Source organism: Pseudomonadales bacterium, from assembly GCA_024234165.1.
Taxonomy (GTDB): domain Bacteria; phylum Pseudomonadota; class Gammaproteobacteria; order Pseudomonadales; family UBA5518; genus UBA5518.
Window position 1 is genome coordinate 602,170 of sequence record JACKOP010000003.1, and the last position, 18,548, is coordinate 620,717.

An 18,548-nucleotide genomic window follows, 5' to 3' on the forward strand; every position below is an offset into this window, starting at 1 on the left:
CAGCGCTGCGCGGACCGGTGGCCGTGCTGATGGGTGGCACGTCGGCGGAGCGCGAGGTATCGCTCGCCTCCGGGCGAGCCGTGCACGCGGCGCTCGCGCGACGGCTGGGCGAGGTGCTGGCGTTCGATGTTGGCGCGGACGTCGTGCAACGTCTGGTCGATGCCGGTGTGGCGCATGCGTTCATAGCGCTGCATGGCCGAGGCGGTGAAGACGGTGCGATGCAGGGAGCGCTGCAGACGCTGGGAATCAGCTACACGGGGAGCGGTGTGCTCGCCTGCGCGCTGGCCATGGACAAATTGCGTTGCAAGCGCTTCTGGCAGGCCGAGGGTGTCGCCACGCCGGACTTTGCGCTGGTCGGGGACGCCGCCGCGGATTATGCGGCGCTGAGCGCCCGGCTCGGGCCGCGTCTGTTCGTGAAGCCGGCCAGCGAGGGCTCCAGCATCGGCATCTCGCCGGTCGACGACGCGCCGACGCTGCGCGCGGCCATCGCGCTGGCGCGTCGATACGACACCCAGGTGCTGGTCGAGCGCCGTGTCGACGGCCCGGAATACACGGTGGCGATCGTCGATGGCGAGGTGCTGCCGTCGATCCGGCTCGAAACACCGCGCACGTTCTATGACTACGACGCGAAATACCGTCTCGACAGTACGCGCTACCTGTGCCCCTCGGGGCTCGAGCCGGCCGAGGAGCGCTCGCTCGCCCGGCTTGCCGCACACGCCTACGACAGCCTGGGTTGCAGCGGGTGGGGGCGCGTGGACGTGATGCGCGATGCCGGCAGTGGCGAATTTCTGGTGCTCGAGGTGAACACCTCGCCCGGCATGACCGACCACAGCCTGGTACCGATGGCAGCACGGGCGGCCGGGATCGGTTTCGATGATCTGGTGGCGCGCATCTTCAATGCGAGTCTCGCGTGCAGCCAGTACATGGGGTCCGGTGCATGAGCAGCGTGTTGCTGCGCCTCGGTGGTCGGGCCGGACTGCGCCGCGGCGCGACGCGCAAGGGTGCTGGCCGGCGCGTCACGCGTGCAGCGTGGCTGACGCCGGTAACGATCGCGGTGCTGCTGGTGGTGGCGTTGCGACTCGGCTACGCCGCACTGACCGAAGTCGCAAACGTGCCGATCAGCAAGGTCACGGTAAACGGAGATTTCCGCTTTCTGGATCGCGAGGTGGTGGAGCGGATCATGCTGCCGCATCTGGGTACGGGTTATTTCATGGTCGATCTCGCGCGCATCCGCGACGACCTGCTGGCGTTGCCGATGGTGTACCAGGTCACGGTGCGCCGCGCCTGGCCGGATCGGTTGATGGTGTTCATCACGGAGCAGGTCCCGGTGCTGCGCTTCGGTGACGACGCGTACCTCAACCCCTACGCCGAGGTGTTTCATCCGCAGGTCGGGCTGCCGGGTGTGGAGTTGCCGCGTGTCGACGGACCTGCGGGCAGCGAGACGATGTTGCTGCGCCAGTTCGATGTGTTCACGGGGCTGCTGGAGCCGGCGGGGCTGCGCATCGCACGACTGATGCTGGACGGCAAGCACGCGTGGCGCATGCGGCTCGACAACGGCAGTGAGGTGCTGTTGGGGCGGCGCGACATCGAGCGCAGGGCCGCGCGGATGGCGCGCCTGTTCACGCACGACTGGGCGATGGAGCGCGACCGCGTGGAGCGCCTGGACATGCGTTACACCAACGGCGTCGCGGTGGCCTGGAAGGGCGAACCGGCAGCGGGACGCAAGTATCGCGCGCGCGCCGGTGGCGCCGGCGCGACACAGCAGTGAATGAGGGTATCGATGAGCGGAAAGATGATTGTCGGGCTGGATATAGGCACCTCGAAAGTGGTCGCGATGGTCGGCGAGGTTGCTGGCGACGGTTTGCTGAAGATCGTCGGGCTGGGTTCGCACCCTTCGCGCGGCCTGAAGAAGGGTGTGGTGGTCAATATCGAATCGACCGTGCAGTCGATCCAGCGTGCGATCGAAGAGGCCGAATTGATGGCAGGCTGTCAGATCCACTCGGTATATGCCGGTATCGCCGGCAGCCACATCCGCAGCCTGAACTCGCACGGCATCGTTGCGATCCGTGACCGTGAGGTCTACGCGCACGACATCGAACGCGTGATCGATGCAGCGCAGGCGGTGGCGATACCGGCCGACCAGAAGATCCTGCATATCCTGCCGCAGGAATACATCATCGATAGCCAGGAGGGGATCAAGGAGCCGCTCGGGATGTCCGGCGTGCGCCTCGAGGCGAAGGTGCACGTCGTGACCTGTGCGGTCAATGCGGCGCAGAACATCGAGAAGTGCATTCGTCGCTGCGGCCTCGAAGTCGAGGAGATCATCCTCGAACAACTCGCATCGAGCTACGCGGTGCTGACCGACGATGAGCGTGAGCTCGGCGTCTGCCTGGTCGATATCGGCGGTGGCACGACGGATATCGCGGTCTTCACCGAAGGCGCGATCCGCCATACCGGCGTGATCCCGATCGCCGGTGACCAGGTCACCAACGACATTGCGATGGCGTTGCGCACGCCGACGCAGTACGCCGAGGAGATCAAGATCCGCTATGCGTGCGCGCTCGCGCAATTGGCCGGCGCAGACGAGACGATCAAGGTGCCCGGTGTCGGCGAGCGCGGCGCGCGTGACCTGTCGCGGCAGGCGCTGGCGGAGGTCGTGGAGCCGCGCTACGACGAGCTGTTCACGTTGGTGCAGTCGGAGATCCGCCGCAGCGGCTTCGAGGACATGCTGGCCGGCGGCATCGTGCTGACCGGTGGCACCTCGAAGATGGAAGGCGTGGTCGAACTCGCCGAGGAGATCTTCCACATGCCGGTACGCATCGGTTCTCCCGCCGGCGTGCAGGGCATGGCCGATATCGTGAAGAACCCGATCTATTCGACGGCCGTGGGACTGCTGCTGTTCGGCGTCAAGCAGTACGCGGCCGGCGCAGGTGTCAAGGAAGCTCCGGGCCGCGGCCTGGTGAAGAAGATGAAGCAGTGGTTGCAGGGCAATTTCTGATTTTTGGACCGTCAGTCAATTCAACGGAGAGGTGTGAGCCATGTTCGAACTGGTAGACAACGTACCGCAGACCGCAGTCATCAAGGTGGTAGGCGTCGGTGGTGGCGGCGGCAACGCCGTCAAGCACATGATCGGCAACTCGGTCGATGGGGTGGAGTTCATCTGCGCGAATACCGACGCGCAGGCACTGTCCGACATCGCCTCGCGTACCGTGCTGCAGCTTGGCTCGGGTATCACCAAGGGGCTCGGCGCGGGTGCCAATCCGCAGATCGGGCGCCAGGCGGCACTCGAGGATCGCGACCGCATCGCGGAAGTGCTGGGCGGTGCCGATATGGTGTTCATCACGGCTGGCATGGGTGGCGGCACCGGCACCGGTGCGGCGCCGATCGTCGCCGAGGTGGCCAAGGAGCTCGGCATCCTGACCGTTGCGGTGGTCACCCGGCCGTTCAAGTTCGAGGGCAAGAAGCGCGCAACGATCGCCGAAGAGGGATTGCTGGAATTGCAGCAGCACGTCGACTCGCTGATCACGATCCCGAACGAGAAGCTGCTCAGCGTGCTTGGCAAGAACACCAGTCTGCTCGATGCGTTCAAGGCGGCGAATGACGTGCTTCTCGGCGCGGTACAGGGCATTGCCGATCTGATCATCCGCCCGGGGATGATCAACGTCGATTTCGCGGATGTGCGTACCGTGATGTCGGAAATGGGCATGGCGATGATGGGAACCGGCGTTGCACGTGGCGAGAACCGTGCGCGCGAGGCTGCCGAGGCGGCGATCCGCAGCCCGTTGCTGGAGGACATCAATCTGCAGGGAGCCCGGGGTATTTTGGTGAATATCACCGCGGGACCCGATCTCTCTCTCGGCGAATTCGAAGAAGTCGGCGACACTGTCGAGGAGTTCGCATCTGACTCCGCGACCGTGGTGGTCGGAACGGTGATCGATCCGGAAATGAACGGGGAGATCAAGGTCACGGTGGTGGCCACGGGGTTGGGTGAAGCGCGCAAGGAGCGACCGGTCAAGGTGGTCGACAACACGCACGTGGCGGCTGCCGGTCCGGATTATCGCGGGCTGGATTCGCCGGCGGTGCGGCGACGCCAGGCCGGAGGGCGCGAGCCGGCAGCCGAGCGGCCGCAGATCGCGGTCGGTGCGGAGCGGGATCTGGATTATCTGGATATTCCCGCTTTTCTGCGCCGGCAAGTGGACTGAGGGCCGGCAACGGGTGGGACCCGTGCGCCGCGCCACGCATGGTGCGGTGTACGGCATCCGTCGACAAGGCAGGCCGACCCCGCAGATCGGATAACCATATGGGTGGGGTACAACTGTGAAAATGCTGACGATGGAACATACGCTTCGCAATTCGATTCGCGCACGCGGTGTCGGTCTGCATACGGGTGAGGACATCCACCTCAATCTGCTTCCGGCACCGCCGGGTACCGGCATCGTGTTCCGGCGCGTGGATCTGAATCCCGTGGTCGAGTTGCCGGCGCGAGTGGACTACGTATGCGAATCGCGGCTGTGCACGATGCTGCGCCGCGACGGGGTCCAGGTCGGCACGATAGAACATCTGCTTGCGGCGTGCGCGGGCGTCGGCATCGACAACATGATCGTCGAATTGTCGGCATCCGAGGTGCCGATCATGGACGGCAGTGCGGGGCCGTTGGTATTCCTGCTGCAGTCGGCCGGAATCGCCGAGCAGCACCAGCCGCGCCACTACGTGCGCGTGCTGCGCCCGATCGAGGTGAGCGATGGTGACAAGTTCGCGGCGCTGTATCCGTCGGATTCGTTCCGGGTCGAGTTCTCGATAGAGTTCGATCATCCGGTGCTGCGCCACAGCAAGGCGACGGCAAGCTTCGACAGTGCGACGGCATCGTTCGTGAAGGACATCAGTCGCGCACGTACCTTCGGTTTTACCCACGAAGTCGAGTACCTGCGCTCGCACGGCCTTGCGCTCGGCGGCAGTACCGACAACGCGATCGTCGTCGACAGCGATCGCATCCTGAACGAAGACGGATTGCGTTACCAGGACGAGTTCGTGCGGCACAAGATTCTCGATGCGATCGGCGATCTGTACCTGCTCGGCCGGCGCCTGGTGGCGGAGTTCCGCGGCCATAAATCGGGGCATGCGATGAACGTGGCCCTGCTGCGTGCGCTGCTTGCGCGCCCCGATGCGTGGGAGCTGGTGGAAGAAGTCGCCGGCAGTTACCGCCGCATCCGTGCGGCGGCCTGAACGTCGCTTGCCTGAACCGCTGATCCTGTCGCAATCCAGAGACGCTCCGGGGCTGCCGGAGCGTTGCTTCACCATGCAAGCTCGCGCGGCAGTACGGTTGCCTCGGTTATAATCGCGTGCCGCTTCACGCCCGGAACCCGCCTGAACCATGGTCCGCTCGCTGATCCAGAAGATTTTCGGCACGAAGAACGCCCGCGAACTCAAGCGAATGCGGCGTATCGTGACGCGTATCAACGCATTGGAACCACAGATCAGCGCTCTCGACGACGCTGAGCTGCGTGCGTCGACCGTGCGTTTGCGTGAGCGCCTTGCCGGTGGTGAAGCGCTGGACCAGCTGCTGCCGGAGGCATTTGCCTGCGTGCGGGAGGCTGGCCGGCGCGTGCTCGGCATGCGGCATTTCGATGTGCAGATGATCGGCGGCATCACGCTGCACGAGGGGTGCATCGCCGAGATGCGCACCGGTGAAGGCAAGACGCTGGTCGCTACCCTGCCGGTCTATCTGAACGCGCTTGCCGGCAAGGGCGTGCACGTGGTGACCGTGAACGACTACCTTGCGCAGCGCGACGCTAACTGGATGGCGCCGATCTACCGCTTCCTCGGCATGACGGTCGGTGTGATCCTCACCGGGCAGGATGCGCAGAGCAAGCGCGAAGCCTACGCAGCCGACATCACCTATGGCACCAACAACGAGTTCGGCTTCGACTATCTGCGCGACAACATGGTCTTCAGTCTCGAGGACCGCATGCAGCGCGAGCCCAATTTCGCGATCGTCGACGAGGTCGATTCGATTCTCATCGACGAGGCGCGCACGCCGCTGATCATCTCCGGTGCCAGCGAGGACAGTTCGCGGCTGTACAAGCACATCAATGCGCTGGTGCCGCGCATGCGCCGCGCTGCCGAGGAAAGTGCCGAAGGACACTTCGTGATCGACGAGAAGACACGCCAGGTCGAACTCACCGAGGACGGGCATCTGTTCATCGAGCAGTTGCTGATCGCCGAAGGCCTGTTGCCGGAAGGCGAGAGTCTCTATCACGCAATCAATCTCGCGCTGCTGCACCATGTGCATACGGCGTTGCGCGCTCATCACCTGTTCCAGCGCGATGTGGAGTACATCGTGCAGAACGGACAGGTGGTGCTGATCGACGAGCACACCGGGCGCACGATGCAGGGGCGGCGGCTGTCGGAAGGATTGCACCAGGCGATCGAAGCCAAGGAAGGCGTGCGCATCCAGTCCGAAAGCCAGACACTGGCCTCGACGACGTTCCAGAACTATTTCCGCCTGTACGCGAAGCTTGCCGGGATGACCGGTACCGCAGACACCGAAGCGTTCGAGTTCCGCCAGATCTACGGCCTCGACGTCGTCGTGATCCCGACCAACAAGCCGTGCATCCGCCAGGACCTGAACGACCTCGTGTACCTGACCAAGGAGGAAAAGTTCGAGGCGGTGGTCGCCGACATCAAGTCGTACACCGACAAGAGCGCGCCGGTTCTGGTCGGCACGGCGTCGATCGAAACCTCGGAGGAACTCTCGCAGTTCCTGCACAAGCAGAAGATTCCGCACCAGGTGCTGAACGCGAAGTACCACGAGCGCGAGGCAGAGATCATCGCACAGGCCGGACGGCCCGCAACGGTCACGATCGCAACCAACATGGCCGGTCGCGGTACCGACATCGTGCTGGGTGGCAATCTCGAGGCCGAGATCGCGCAGATCGAGGATGTCACCGAGGCAAAGGTTGCGGCGCTGCGTGCGGACTGGGAGGGGCGTCACCGCCGTGTGCTCGAGGCCGGCGGGCTGCACATCATCGGTACCGAGCGACACGAATCGCGGCGGATCGACAACCAGTTGCGCGGACGCGCGGGCCGCCAGGGGGATCCCGGGCTGTCGCGTTTCTATCTGTCGCTCGAAGACAATCTGATGCGTATCTTTGCGTCCGATCGCGTCAAGGGGTTCATGCAGGCGCTCGGGATGCAGCGCGGCGAGGCGATCGAGCACCGCATGGTCAGCAATGCGATCGAGAAGGCGCAGCGCAAGGTCGAAGGCCGGAACTTCGATATCCGCAAGCAGTTGCTCGAGTACGACGATGTCGCCAACGACCAGCGTCGCGTGGTCTACACGCAGCGCAACGAACTGCTCATGGCAGCCGATGTCAGCGACGCCATCGAGCGGATCCGGGCCGATGTGGTCAATGGCGTGATCGATGGCTTCATGCCACCGCAAAGCATCGAGGAGCAGTGGAACATCGCCGGCCTCGAACAGCACCTGCACGCCGAATACGGGCTGCAATTGCCGGTTGTGCACTGGCTGGAGGAGGAGTCCGGACTGGAGGAGCGTGCGGTGCGTGAGCGCATCGTGAACGCAGTGGCCGAAGACTACCGCCACCGTATCGCACCGCTTGGCGAGGAAGCCCGCAAGCTCGAGCGCCATATCATGCTGCAGGTGCTCGATACGCTGTGGAAGGAACACCTGGCGACGATGGACGCGCTGCGCCAGGGCATCCACCTGCGCGCCTATGCCGCGCGCAACCCGAAGCAGGAATACAAGAGCGAGGCGTTCAAGCTGTTCGAGCAACTGCTCGAGAACGTCAAGTACGAGGTCGTGCGATTCCTGTCGCGCGTACAGGTGCGCAGCGAGGAGGAAGTCGAGGCGCTGGAGCGCCAGCAGCGCGAAGCGCAGGAACGCGAACAGCAGCGTGCCCGCTACATGCATGCATCGGCTTCCGGGTTGGCGGTTGCGCCGGATGAGGATGCGGCTGACGCCGAACCGCCACCGGCGGTGGCAGCGGAGCCGTTCGTGCGCGAGACGCCGAAGGTCGGGCGCAACGAGCCGTGCCCATGCGGTTCGGGCAAGAAATACAAGCATTGCCACGGGCAGATCGCCTGATCGGCGCACGCCGTCGCGAGGAGTACATTCGATGGCAGTAGGCGCAGCCTCCCGCTTTCCGCTCGCCCCGGTGCAGGGCGTGCGCCTCGGTAGCGCCTGCGCCGGCATCCGCAAGCCGGGTCGCCGCGACCTGGTGATCCTCGAACTGGCTCCGGGCAGTCGCGTTGCTGCACGGTTCACGCGCAACGCCTTTTGCGCCGCACCGGTGACGGTGGCTCGCGAACATCTTGCGACGGCCGCCGGAGTACGCCATCTGCTGATCAATACCGGCAATGCCAACGCAGGTACCGGTGAGCGCGGGATACAGGACGCCCGCGCGTGCTGTGACGCGCTTGCGGATCTCGTGGCGCTGACACCGCAAGCCGTCCTCCCGTTCTCGACCGGCGTGATCGGCGAGCCACTGCCGACCGCCCGTGTGATTGCGGGGTTGTCGCAGGCGCTGGCGGCGCTGGATGCCGAAGGCTGGCAAATGGCAGCCGAAGGCATCATGACCACCGATACACGGCCCAAGGGAGCCAGCCGTCGTGTGCGTATCGGCACGTCCGCGGTGACGGTCAGCGGCATCGCGAAGGGGGCGGGCATGATCCGTCCCGACATGGCGACGATGCTCGCCTTCGTTGCGACGGACGCCACGGTCGATCCGGCGCTGCTCGATGCGCTGCTCGGGCGCGCGGTGGACGCCAGCTTCAACGCGATCACGGTCGATGGTGACACGTCGACCAATGACGCCTGCGTGCTGGTTGCAACCGGTGCGGCCGGCGCACCGCCGATCCGCTCGATCACGGATGCTGGCGCGATGGAATTGGCGGCGGCACTCGAGGAAGTCTGCCTGGAACTCGCGCAGGCGATCGTGCGCGACGCCGAGGGTGCGACGAAATTCGTCGAGGTGATGGTGCGGGGTGGGCTCGACGTCGCGGAGTGCCGGCGTGCCGCGTATGCAGTCGCCGAGTCGCCGCTGGTGAAGACGGCGCTGTTTGCCAGCGATCCGAACTGGGGGCGCATTCTCGCTGCGGTCGGGCGCGCCGGCGTTGCCGGACTGGATGTCGCGCGAGTGGCCATCGATCTCGACGAGGTGCCGATCGTGCGTGGCGGGGCGCGTGATCCTGCCTATACCGAGGCTGATGGACAGCGCGTGATGGCGCGTGAGGAGATCCGGATCGTGATCGATCTTGGTCGTGGCGCGGCGTCGGCGAGCGTGTGGACCAGCGACCTTTCGCACGACTACGTGCGCATCAACGCCGAATACCGTACCTGAGTGGTGATGTTGCGCGTCGCCGTCGGCGTGATCGGCAACGCGGCTGGCGAGGTGCTGGTCGCGTTGCGCCACGCACACCTGCACCAGGGCGGTCTGTGGGAGTTTCCGGGTGGCAAGATCGCCGACGGCGAGAGCGTCGAAGCAGCGCTTGCCCGCGAGCTGCACGAGGAGCTCGGTATCCGCGTCGAAAGCGCGCAGCCCTTGCTCACGGTTCGGCACGCTTATCCCGACCGTTCGGTGGAGCTGCATGTGTGGCGCGTGACCGCGTTCGCCGGCGATGTGCGCGGGCGCGAAGGTCAACCGCTGCGCTGGGTGGCAGTACATCACCTCGATCCCTTCGACTTTCCCGCTGCCGACCGTCCGATCATCGAAGCCCTGTGCCGGTCCGATACTGCGGCGGATTGAGCGCCAGCGTCACCCGAAGTCGAACAGCACCGGCATTGCGCCCGTGGCGGCGGACGCTACCATGGGCGCAGCTTGCCCTTGAACCGCAAACACCCGGGAGGATCTGCAATGGCGTGGGATTTCAGTACCGATGCGGATTTCGAGCGTGACCTCGCGTGGGTGCGCGGGTTCGTCGATGAGACCGTGATACCGCTGGAGATCGCGGGCGAGGGCTTGAACCAGCGCCAGCTCGACGTGCTCTGGGCACCGTTCAAGCAGCAGGTGAAGGAGCGCGGGCTGTGGGCGGCGCATCTGCCGCCAGAGCACGGCGGTGGCGGCATGGGGCAGCTCCGTCTGGCGCTGTTGCAGGAGGTGCTCGGGCGCAGCGTGCTCGCGCCGGAGATTTTCGGCTGTCAGGCGCCCGATTCCGGTAACGCCGAACTGCTTGCTGCCGGTGCCAACGAGGAGCAGGCCATACGCTGGCTGGAGCCGCTGCTCGCAGGGCGAGTGCGCAGTACTTTCGCGTTGACCGAGCCAGGCAATAGCGGTTCCGACCCGACCGGGATCACGACGCGTTGCGAGCGCGACGGCGACGAATGGGTGATCAACGGACGCAAGTGGTTCGCATCGAACTCCAGCGTCTCGGATTTCATGCTCGTGATGGCAGTGACCGACCCCGCAGCACCACTGCACCGGCGCGCGGCGATGCTGGTCGTGCCGTGCCGTCATCCCGGCGTCGAACTGTTGCGCGACGTCGGTTCGATGCATCACCCGTTCTCCGGTGACGGGTTGATGGATCGCATCGGCGGGCACACCGAAGTGCAGTTCACGAACTGCCGCGTCCCGCTCGATCACATGATCGGTGAACCGGGCGATGGTTTCGTGCTGGCGCAGAAGCGCCTCGGTGGCGGGCGCATCCACCATGCGATGCGCTGCCTGGGGCAGGCCGCGCGCGCCTTCGAGATGATGTGCGAGCGCGCGGTTTCCCGTGTCACGCAGGGCAAGCCGCTCGGAAAGCACCAGATGGTGCAGGATATGATCGCCGAGTCGCACGCGGAACTGGAGATGGCGCGCCTGCTGGTGCTGCGCGCTGCCTGGCGCATGGATCAGAGCGGCGACTACAGCCGTGAGGCGCGCCGCGAGATCGCGCTGGTCAAGTTCGTCGTGCCGCGCACACTGCTCGCGATCATCGATCGCGCGATCCAGATCCACGGCGCCCTCGGCTATACCTCCGACCTGCCGCTCGAGGAGATGTACCGCACGGCACGTGCGCTGCGCATCGCCGACGGTGCCGACGAGGTGCACAAGCAGACCGTCGTACGCGAACTGCTGCGCAACTGGGTCGCGGTCGAGCAGCCGAGCGAGTATATGCCTGCGCGGCGGCGGCGTGCGCAGGAGCTGTTCGGCGAGCGTGTGGGCGAGATCCGTGCCGGCGTGCCGGGGACGGTGTCATGAGCGAAGCGCCGGTGCTGAAGGGGATCGATCGCGAGCGCGTCGTCGACTGGCTGGCCCAGGAGTTACCCGACCTGGTGGTGCCGCTCAGCTTCCGGCTGATAGCTGCAGGTGGGTCGAATCTGACCTACCGCGTCGAGGATGCACGCGGCGCGGTGTTCGTGCTGCGTCGTCCGCCGGTGGCCGGAGCCCTCGCGACCGCCCACGACATGAGCCGCGAGTGGCGCATCATGCGCGCACTGGCTGCAAATGCACCTGCGGTTCCGGTGCCACGGCCACTCGCGTACTGTGCCGACGAGACGATCACGGGTGCGCAGTTCTATGCGATGAGCTTCGTCGATGGGCTGATCCTGCGTGATGCGGGTGCGGCCGCATCGCTCGATGCGGTGCAGGCGCGTGTGGCAATGCGCTCGCTGGTGGCGACACAGGCAGCACTGCACGCGCTGGATCCGGTGGCGATCGGTCTCGGCGACCTTGGTCGACACGAGGGCTATGTGGCACGCCAGCTGGCACGCTGGCGCCGCCAGGTGGAGGCATCGAAGACGCGCGACCTGCCATTGCTCGAAACGCTGCACGAGCGGCTCAGCGCGCAGATCCCGGCACAGACGCGTCCGTCTGCGCTGGCGCACGGCGACTACCGCTTCGACAACACGGTGCTGGGTGCCGATCATCGCGTGTGCGCTGTGCTCGACTGGGAGCTGTGCACGATCGGTGATCCGGTAGCCGACTTCTACTGGTCGCTGATGTACTGGGCAGAGCCGGGGGACGACATCACGCTGCTGCCGGACGCCCCTACTCGCCTGCCGCAGTTTCCGCGTCGTGCCGAGGTCGTCGCCTGCTACGAGGAATTCAGCGGTGTGCCGCTGGCCGATGCGGACTTCTTTGCGGCCTTCGGCTGGTGGAAGCAGGCCTGTATCGTCGAGGGGGTGTATGCGCGACTGGTCAAGGGGGCGAGTGGAGGCATGAAGACCGCACCGCCCGAGCAGGTGGCGCGGATCGTGGAGCGCTATCTGGAACGGGCAGCACGGCTGCTGGGCTGAGGAGCGCAGACCATGATTGCGCACATTCCGCACCGGCGTGCCGCAGAAGAAGATGTGGAGATCGATCTCGCGCCGCTGCTCGATGTGGTCTTCATCATGCTGATCTTCTTCATCGTGACCGCGTCCTTCGTGCGCGAGACGGGAATCGGCGTCGCGGGTGCGCCTGCGGCGGCCATGGAAGCCGATGCCGGGGAGCGCAGTCTGGTGCTGACTGTTGCGCACGACGATCAGATCTGGCTCGGCGCGCGCCGCATCGACGTGCGTTCGGTGCGCACCGCCCTTGAGCGCCTGCATGCGACCCGGCCGCAGGCCGGACTGGTCGTGCGTGCTCACGAGGATTCCGCTACCGGGGTGTTCGCGGCGATCGCTGACCAGGCGCGTGAAGCCGGCGTCTACGATGTCGCGATCACGACGTTCCGCGAGTGAGTTGCGGGGCCGGCGGCAGAATGCAGTCTCTGGCAAAAGCGTAACTTGCATCGCCGATGCCAGCCGTGGATAGTGCGGCGGAAAGCCTAGGAGGCATGCCAATGATCACCAGCTTCGACGACTACTGCATCCACCAGACGCACGAGCCCGTAGCGCAGCCTTCGCAGAGCGATCGCAATTTCTACGATCGCTACTGGTTCAACGGTTTCGATACCGCCGGGGCGTTCATATTCGAGGTCGGTCTCGGGCTGTATCCGAACCGGCGCGTGCTGGACGGCCATTTCAGCGTGGTGGTCGACGGCGTGCAGCACAGTTTCCACGGCTCCCGGCGCGCGCCGCACGAGCGCGCGCATACGGTGGTCGGTCCGTTCACGGTCGAGGTGATCGAACCGATGCGCCGCGTGCGCGTGCGCCTGCTGCCGAACGAGACCGGAATCGAGTGCGACCTGATGTTCGAGGCGCGCAGCGTGCCGACCGAGGAGCCGAAGAACGTCATGTATGATGACGGTCGCCTGATCATGCACAACAGCCGCTTCACGCAGTTCGGTTGCTGGCACGGGCACTTCGCGATCGAGGGGCGCCGTTACGAGGTGCGCCGGGAAAGCACCTTCGGGGCGCGCGACAAGTCGTGGGGTGTGCGACCGGTCGGTGAGCCCGAAGGCGGTGCGCCCGGGCTGATGAACGGTGAGCCCGGCGTCTACTGGGTCTGGTCCCCGATCGATTTCGGCGATGTGTGCACGCAGTTCAACACATTCGAGGATCGTGACGGCAATCCGACGCAACTCGCCGCGTGCATTCAACCGGTCTACGCAGCACCCGAGCTGGTGCCGCAGCAGGAAACCGCGTTGCGACACATGCAGACCGCGCGTCATCGCATCCATTGGCAGCAGGGAACGCGGCGCAGTCGCGCTGCCGAGTTCCACTTCGTGGAACACTCCGGCGAGGAACTGACGATCACGCTCGAACCACTGGTGGCGTTCCAGATGAAGGGGATCGGTTATTCGCACCCCGAATGGGGGCACGGGTTCTGGAAGGGCGAGGAAGCGATCACCGGCGAAACGTGGCGCCTGGATGCCATCGATCCTCTCGAGTACAGCAGCATCCATGTGCACCAGATGGTGCGTGCGCGCATGGGGGATCGCGAAGGCGTGGGCACGCTGGAGACGATCTGCTTCGGGCGCCATGCACCGAGCGGATTCCGTACCTTCTTCGACGGTGCGCCCTGAGAGGCTGTCGCAAGAGCCTCTGATTGTCGGGGCAAGCAGCGCGCGACGATGCCTTCACACCGCAGGGATGCCGTAATGCATCCCTGCGGCGCACGCCCCCCGACGCGAAGGTGTTGCCACGCGCGGACCTGATCTGGGCGCAGGTCGGCATTCATGCCGACGGGGTCGTGCCGTGTCTTTCGCCACGATCCCAACCAGTCGACATCCGGCTCGAATTGCCAATACGTCAGGATTCGTCGTGATCGCGGGGGTATGCCGCCCCGGCGTGATGGTCGATAATCCGGACATCGACAGCCGGAGACTTGTCATGCCGATCGACAGACTGCGTGCCGACTTGGTGCGCCTGCGCGAGGAAATCGCACGTACCGATAGCGCCGATGTGGCGCGGCTCGCGCGACTGCATCGGCTTGCGGAGAGCGTGCAGCACGAACTCGATGCGGAGAACCGCGTCGGCGATCCTGCTGGCCTGGTGGCCGAGTTCGAGGAGGCGCTGAGCGGCTTCGAGGCGCGCCATCCCAATCTGACGGCGATCGTCAACAGCATGCTGGTTACGCTCGGCAACATGGGCGTCTGAGTCCGATTCACCTGCATCGCACCGGAGAGTCCCTGTCGTGACCGAACTGCGGTTCCGTTTCCGTCGTCTGCGTGGCAGCGAGCGCTTGCGTGCGCTGGTACGCGAGACCTCGCTTGCACCCTCGCAACTTATCCTGCCGGTATTCGTGGAGGAGGGCGCGAAGCGTGCCGTGCCGATTCCGAGCATGCCGGGCGTGGTGCGCCATACCGAGGCCGGGCTTGGCGAGGTCGTTGCACGTGCGCGCGATCTCGGTATCGGTGCGGTGATGCTGTTCGGCGTGTCGCAGCACAAGGACGCCTGTGGCAGCGACACCTGGAATCCGGAAGGGCTGATGGCGCGCATGATCCGTGGTGCCAGGCATGCGGCGCCCGACATGCTGGTGATCAGCGACAACTGTTTCTGCGAATACACCGATCATGGTCACTGCGGTGTGGTCGAGGGTGACCGGGTGCTGAACGACCCGACCGTTACGAATCTGGTGCGCCAGGTGCTGACCGCAGCGCATGCGGGTGTCGACATGATCGCTCCGTCGGGCATGATGGACGGGATGATCGCTGCAATCCGTGCCGGCCTCGACGGGGCCGGCTTTTCGCACCTGCCGGTGATGTCGTACTCGACCAAGTTCGCCTCGGCATTCTACGGTCCGTTCCGTGATGCGGTCGACAGCAGTTTCAAGGGCAACCGTGCCGCCTACCAGCTCGACGCAGCCAATGCCCGCGAAGCGCTCGCGGAATCACTGCGCGACGAGGAAGAGGGCGCCGATATCCTGATGGTCAAGCCGGGGCTCGCATATCTCGACGTGCTGGCCGCGATCCGTGCCCACTGTGCGCGCCCGCTCGCCGTCTACCAGGTCAGTGGGGAATACGCGATGATCAAGGCCGCAGCGGCAGCCGGATTGATGGACGAGCGTGCGCTGGTCATGGAGACCATGACCGCGTTCCGGCGCGCCGGCGCGGACATGATCCTCAGCTACTTTGCCGAGGACGTCGCGCGCTGGCTGCACCGCGGCTGAATCAGTCGTCGCTTCCGGAGTCCGGCTGACGGGTCGCGCTGGCCAGACGATCGACGCGTTCCGTGAGCCGTTCCAGCATCGCCTTGAGGTTGCGCTGGCGTTCGCCCATCTGTACCAGTTCCTCACGGATCAGCCACAGCAGCCAGGCGATCGCCACGAGCAGGATCAGTTTGATCATCGTCTTCTCCTCGCTTTCGGGTTCAGTTCTGGATTATACGGTCACGCAGCAACTGCGCGATCGATGCAACCGGCACCTCCGCGCGTTCGCCTCCGGAGCGCTGCCGGTATTCGACCATGCCGTTCGCAAGCGAACGCTCGCCGATCACCACCTGATACGGAATCCCGATCAGCTCCATGTCGGCGAACTTGACGCCGGGGCGCTCTTCGCGATCGTCGAGCAGCACGTCGATGCCGAGGGCGGTGAGATCCGCGTACAGCCGCTCGGCAGTTTCGCGTACGAGTGTCGACTTCTGTGCATTCAGCGGTACGACTGCGACCGTGAACGGTGCGATCGCCCGGGGCCAAACGATGCCGGTGCCGTCATGGTTCTGCTCGATTGCCGCCGCGACGATACGGGAAACGCCGATGCCATAGCAGCCCATGATCAGGGTGCATTCGGCGCCAGTCTCGTCGAGCACGCGCGCGCCAAGCGCTGCGCTGTATTTGCGCCCGAGCTTGAAGATGTGCCCGACCTCGATGCCGCGACGTACCGTCAGGGTGCCCTGGTGGTCGGGGCTGGCATCGCCGTCGACCACGTTGCGCAGGTCGCAGACCTCGTCGTGGCTGCAGTCGCGTCCCCAGTTCACACCACACAGGTGGTAGCCATCGCGGTTTGCACCGCAGACGAAGTCGGACAGAACGGCAGCACTGCGATCGGCGAGTACCGGAATGCCGATGCCCACCGGTCCCAGCGAACCCGGACGGCAGCCGAGCGTTGCGGTGATCGCAGCGTCGTCGGCGAGGCGCAGAGGCGTGGCGACCAGCGGATGTGCCTCGGCCTTGATTGCGTTCAACTGATGGTCGCCGCGTAATACCAGCGCCACCAACGGCGTCTCGGTGCCGATCACGATCAGTGTCTTCAGCGTGCCTTGCGGAGTGACACTCAGGAACTCGCTGACGTCGGCGATCGTGTGCCTGCCCGGTGTCGCCACTTCGGTCAATGTCTCGCGCGGTTCTGCACGAGGCTCTGCCGGCGCAAGCGCTTCGGCCTTCTCGACGTTGGCGGCATAGTCGCCGGTATCACTGAACGCGATCGCGTCTTCGCCGGAGTCGGCAAGCACGTGGAACTCGTGTGACTCGCTGCCGCCGATGCTGCCGGTGTCGGCCACTACCGGGCGGTAGTCGAGCCCGATGCGATCGAAGATGCGGCAGTACGCACGGTGCATCTCACGGTAGGTCCGGTCCAGCGACTGCTCGTCGAGGTGGAAGGAATAGGCGTCCTTCATCACGAACTCACGCGCACGCATCACGCCGAAGCGCGGGCGGATCTCGTCGCGAAACTTGGTCTGGATCTGGTAGAAGTTGACCGGCAACTGGCGGTAGCTGCGCAACTCGTTGCGTGCCAGGTCGGTGATCACTTCCTCGTGCGTGGGTCCGAGGCAGAAGGCGCGCTCGTGACGATCCGCGATGCGCAGCAGTTCCGGGCCATACTGCACCCAACGTCCTGATTCCTGCCACAGTTCCGCCGGCTGCACCACCGGCATCAGGACTTCCTGCGCTCCGCTGCGGTCCATTTCCTCGCGCACGATACGCTCGACCTTACGCAACACCCGCAGGCCCAGCGGGAGCCAGGTATAGAGGCCGGACGCCAGGCGGCGAATCATTCCTGCGCGCAACATCAGTTGGTGGCTGATCACCTCGGCGTCGGCCGGTGTCTGCTTCAGGGTGGCGATCAGGAGCTGGCTGGCGCGCATGCTGCTAGTATTCCGCGATATCCGGAGGTTGGGTTGGAGCAGCGGATTCTACGGCTACGGGTGATCAGCGTACAGGCGAAAACGACCGTGAAGAAGGGAAGGAACGATGACGCAACAGGAAACCGGATTCGCATTGCATCCCGCGCTTGCGGCGGATTGTGCACTGGTCGGCGATCTGCCGCTGTGCCGCGTGCTGCTGATGCGCGATCGCAACTATCCGTGGCTGATCCTCGTGCCACGGCGCAGCGCTCTGCGTGAGCTTCACGAGCTCTCCGAGCCGGATCTGGCGCAGTTCTGGAGCGAATCGGCAAGGCTCGGCCGCGCGTTGATGGTGCATTTCGGCGGTGACAAGCTCAATGTCGCCGCACTCGGCAACCAGGTGCCACAGTTGCATGTACACCATATCGTGCGTTTCACGGGCGATCCGGCGTGGCCGCGTCCGGTCTGGGGCGTAGTGCCCGTCACCCCTTATTCTGCTGTCGAATGCGACGCCTTGTGTGCGACGCTGCGAGACCTTCTTGGAGCGGCGTGATGAGGGAGTCTCGCGTGCGGGATTGCGCAGGCATGCAAAACGCCCCCACGGATGTCCGTGAGGGCGTTCGATCCGGCTGAGTGCCGGGCGGCTCAGTGAGCCATGTCCTTCAGTTTTTTCAGCGGGCGAACCTTCACCGATACCGAGGCAGGCTTGGCAGGGAATGTCCGCTCCTGTTTGGTGAACGGATCGACGCCCTTGCGTGCCTTTTGTGCAGGCTTCTTGCGGGTGTTGATCTTGAACAGCCCCGGCAGCACGAATTCACCGGCGCCGCCCTTGCCAAGATGGCGACCAATGATGTCCGCAAGCTCATCGATGATGGCGGTAGCCTGCTTGCGCGAGACCTGCGTACGTTCGGCGATTTCGTTCAGGATCTCGGTCTTGCTCCAGCGATCCTTGATCGGTCCTGGTTTTGCCGCAGCCTTCGCGGCGGGTTTGGAAGCAGCCTTCTTCGGGGCTGCCTTTGCAGCAGCCTTCTTCGGAGCTGCCTTTGCCTTCGCGGCTTTTTTCTTGTCTGCGGCCATGTGTCTTCCTTTGTGGGTTCGGGGGGTTGTTCGGTGATGCGGCTCCCGCACCGATGAAGCCTGTTTGCATACTGCAGAAACCGGATTTCATGCGCGGCTCGCGGCA

The 18,548-nt window shown here is 65.1% G+C and carries 18 protein-coding genes; 15 read left to right on the forward strand and 3 right to left on the reverse strand.

The genetic code is table 11. The features are described from left to right. The first annotated feature begins 5 nt into the window (after positions 1-5). The 14 genes from H7A12_12060 to hemB all read left to right on the forward strand — a co-directional run bounded on the left by H7A12_12060 (position 6) and on the right by hemB (position 15,473). Complete coding sequence (locus H7A12_12060) at positions 6-941, forward strand: D-alanine--D-alanine ligase (GenBank protein MCP5321536.1); 936 nt, start codon at positions 6-8, stop codon at positions 939-941. Beyond that, on the forward strand, positions 938-1,768 hold the full coding sequence (locus H7A12_12065) for an FtsQ-type POTRA domain-containing protein (GenBank protein ID MCP5321537.1): 831 nt from the start codon (positions 938-940) through the stop codon (positions 1,766-1,768). The genes H7A12_12060 and H7A12_12065 overlap by 4 nt, the downstream gene beginning before the upstream one ends. Beyond that, complete coding sequence (gene ftsA / locus H7A12_12070; protein MCP5321538.1) at positions 1,769-2,998, forward strand: cell division protein FtsA; 1,230 nt, start codon at positions 1,769-1,771, stop codon at positions 2,996-2,998. A gap of 40 nt (positions 2,999-3,038) precedes the next feature. Then, positions 3,039-4,202: a cell division protein FtsZ gene (gene ftsZ / locus H7A12_12075; GenBank protein MCP5321539.1), complete on the forward strand. Its 1,164-nt coding sequence runs from the start codon at positions 3,039-3,041 to the stop codon at positions 4,200-4,202. 124 nt (positions 4,203-4,326) lie between these two features. Beyond that, positions 4,327-5,223 (forward strand): UDP-3-O-acyl-N-acetylglucosamine deacetylase, encoded by an 897-nt coding sequence (locus H7A12_12080; GenBank protein MCP5321540.1) that lies wholly within the window; start codon positions 4,327-4,329, stop codon positions 5,221-5,223. Positions 5,224-5,371: 148 nt separating this feature from the next. Next, a complete protein-coding gene (gene secA / locus H7A12_12085; GenBank protein ID MCP5321541.1) occupies positions 5,372-8,104 on the forward strand; it encodes a preprotein translocase subunit SecA in 2,733 nt (910 codons plus the stop codon). 31 nt (positions 8,105-8,135) lie between these two features. Beyond that, a complete protein-coding gene (gene argJ, locus H7A12_12090; protein MCP5321542.1) occupies positions 8,136-9,359 on the forward strand; it encodes a bifunctional glutamate N-acetyltransferase/amino-acid acetyltransferase ArgJ in 1,224 nt (407 codons plus the stop codon). Between the two features lie 6 nt (positions 9,360-9,365). Beyond that, a complete protein-coding gene (mutT, locus tag H7A12_12095) occupies positions 9,366-9,764 on the forward strand; it encodes an 8-oxo-dGTP diphosphatase MutT (protein ID MCP5321543.1) in 399 nt (132 codons plus the stop codon). A gap of 108 nt (positions 9,765-9,872) precedes the next feature. After that, positions 9,873-11,198, forward strand: a complete 1,326-nt coding sequence (locus H7A12_12100; protein ID MCP5321544.1) for an acyl-CoA dehydrogenase family protein — start codon at positions 9,873-9,875, stop codon at positions 11,196-11,198. Next, a complete protein-coding gene (locus H7A12_12105) occupies positions 11,195-12,235 on the forward strand; it encodes a phosphotransferase family protein (protein MCP5321545.1) in 1,041 nt (346 codons plus the stop codon). Before H7A12_12100 ends, H7A12_12105 begins: the two co-directional genes overlap by 4 nt. 12 nt (positions 12,236-12,247) lie before the next feature. Beyond that, complete coding sequence (locus H7A12_12110; protein MCP5321546.1) at positions 12,248-12,661, forward strand: biopolymer transporter ExbD; 414 nt, start codon at positions 12,248-12,250, stop codon at positions 12,659-12,661. A 101-nt stretch (positions 12,662-12,762) separates the two neighbouring features. Continuing rightward, entirely contained in the window at positions 12,763-13,887 is a 1,125-nt protein-coding gene (locus H7A12_12115) for a hypothetical protein (protein ID MCP5321547.1), read from the forward strand. 307 nt (positions 13,888-14,194) lie between these two features. Continuing rightward, a complete protein-coding gene (locus H7A12_12120; protein MCP5321548.1) occupies positions 14,195-14,461 on the forward strand; it encodes a DUF4404 family protein in 267 nt (88 codons plus the stop codon). A gap of 37 nt (positions 14,462-14,498) precedes the next feature. Then, positions 14,499-15,473 carry a porphobilinogen synthase gene (hemB, locus tag H7A12_12125; protein ID MCP5321549.1) on the forward strand — a complete coding sequence of 325 codons (975 nt, stop codon included), beginning with the start codon at positions 14,499-14,501 and terminating at the stop codon, positions 15,471-15,473. Position 15,474: 1 nt separating this feature from the next. Here the strand turns inward: hemB and H7A12_12130 are convergent, their stop codons facing one another. Together H7A12_12130 and H7A12_12135 are read right to left on the reverse strand one after the other, a co-directional pair. Then, positions 15,475-15,651 (reverse strand): hypothetical protein, encoded by a 177-nt coding sequence (locus H7A12_12130; protein ID MCP5321550.1) that lies wholly within the window; start codon positions 15,649-15,651, stop codon positions 15,475-15,477. 22 nt (positions 15,652-15,673) lie between these two features. Next, positions 15,674-17,386, reverse strand: coding sequence for a proline--tRNA ligase (locus tag H7A12_12135; protein MCP5321551.1), 1,713 nt, complete (start codon positions 17,384-17,386; stop codon positions 15,674-15,676). A gap of 106 nt (positions 17,387-17,492) precedes the next feature. On the opposite strand from H7A12_12135, the gene H7A12_12140 reads away from it, so the two are divergent. After that, positions 17,493-17,918 (forward strand): HIT domain-containing protein, encoded by a 426-nt coding sequence (locus H7A12_12140; protein ID MCP5321552.1) that lies wholly within the window; start codon positions 17,493-17,495, stop codon positions 17,916-17,918. A gap of 92 nt (positions 17,919-18,010) precedes the next feature. On the opposite strand, the gene H7A12_12145 is transcribed toward H7A12_12140, so the two are convergent. Then, positions 18,011-18,442, reverse strand: coding sequence for an HU family DNA-binding protein (locus H7A12_12145; GenBank protein MCP5321553.1), 432 nt, complete (start codon positions 18,440-18,442; stop codon positions 18,011-18,013). Between the last annotated feature and the right edge of the window lie 106 nt (positions 18,443-18,548).

Excerpts from the sequence above, each read along its gene's own strand:
- H7A12_12065 (MCP5321537.1), top strand. The coding sequence starts at position 938 with ATGAGCAGCGTGTTGCTGCGCCTCGGTGGTCGGGCCGGACTGCGCCGC.
- ftsA (MCP5321538.1), top strand. The coding sequence starts at position 1,769 with ATGAGGGTATCGATGAGCGGAAAGATGATTGTCGGGCTGGATATAGGC.
- ftsZ (MCP5321539.1), top strand. The coding sequence starts at position 3,039 with ATGTTCGAACTGGTAGACAACGTACCGCAGACCGCAGTCATCAAGGTG.
- secA (MCP5321541.1), top strand. The coding sequence starts at position 5,372 with ATGGTCCGCTCGCTGATCCAGAAGATTTTCGGCACGAAGAACGCCCGC.
- argJ (MCP5321542.1), top strand. The coding sequence starts at position 8,136 with ATGGCAGTAGGCGCAGCCTCCCGCTTTCCGCTCGCCCCGGTGCAGGGC.
- mutT (MCP5321543.1), top strand. The coding sequence starts at position 9,366 with ATGTTGCGCGTCGCCGTCGGCGTGATCGGCAACGCGGCTGGCGAGGTG.
- H7A12_12100 (MCP5321544.1), top strand. The coding sequence starts at position 9,873 with ATGGCGTGGGATTTCAGTACCGATGCGGATTTCGAGCGTGACCTCGCG.
- H7A12_12105 (MCP5321545.1), top strand. The coding sequence starts at position 11,195 with ATGAGCGAAGCGCCGGTGCTGAAGGGGATCGATCGCGAGCGCGTCGTC.
- H7A12_12110 (MCP5321546.1), top strand. The coding sequence starts at position 12,248 with ATGATTGCGCACATTCCGCACCGGCGTGCCGCAGAAGAAGATGTGGAG.
- H7A12_12115 (MCP5321547.1), top strand. The coding sequence starts at position 12,763 with ATGATCACCAGCTTCGACGACTACTGCATCCACCAGACGCACGAGCCC.
- H7A12_12120 (MCP5321548.1), top strand. The coding sequence starts at position 14,195 with ATGCCGATCGACAGACTGCGTGCCGACTTGGTGCGCCTGCGCGAGGAA.
- H7A12_12130 (MCP5321550.1), bottom strand. The coding sequence starts at position 15,651 with ATGATCAAACTGATCCTGCTCGTGGCGATCGCCTGGCTGCTGTGGCTG.
- H7A12_12135 (MCP5321551.1), bottom strand. The coding sequence starts at position 17,386 with ATGCGCGCCAGCCAGCTCCTGATCGCCACCCTGAAGCAGACACCGGCC.
- H7A12_12140 (MCP5321552.1), top strand. The coding sequence starts at position 17,493 with ATGACGCAACAGGAAACCGGATTCGCATTGCATCCCGCGCTTGCGGCG.
- H7A12_12145 (MCP5321553.1), bottom strand. The coding sequence starts at position 18,442 with ATGGCCGCAGACAAGAAAAAAGCCGCGAAGGCAAAGGCAGCTCCGAAG.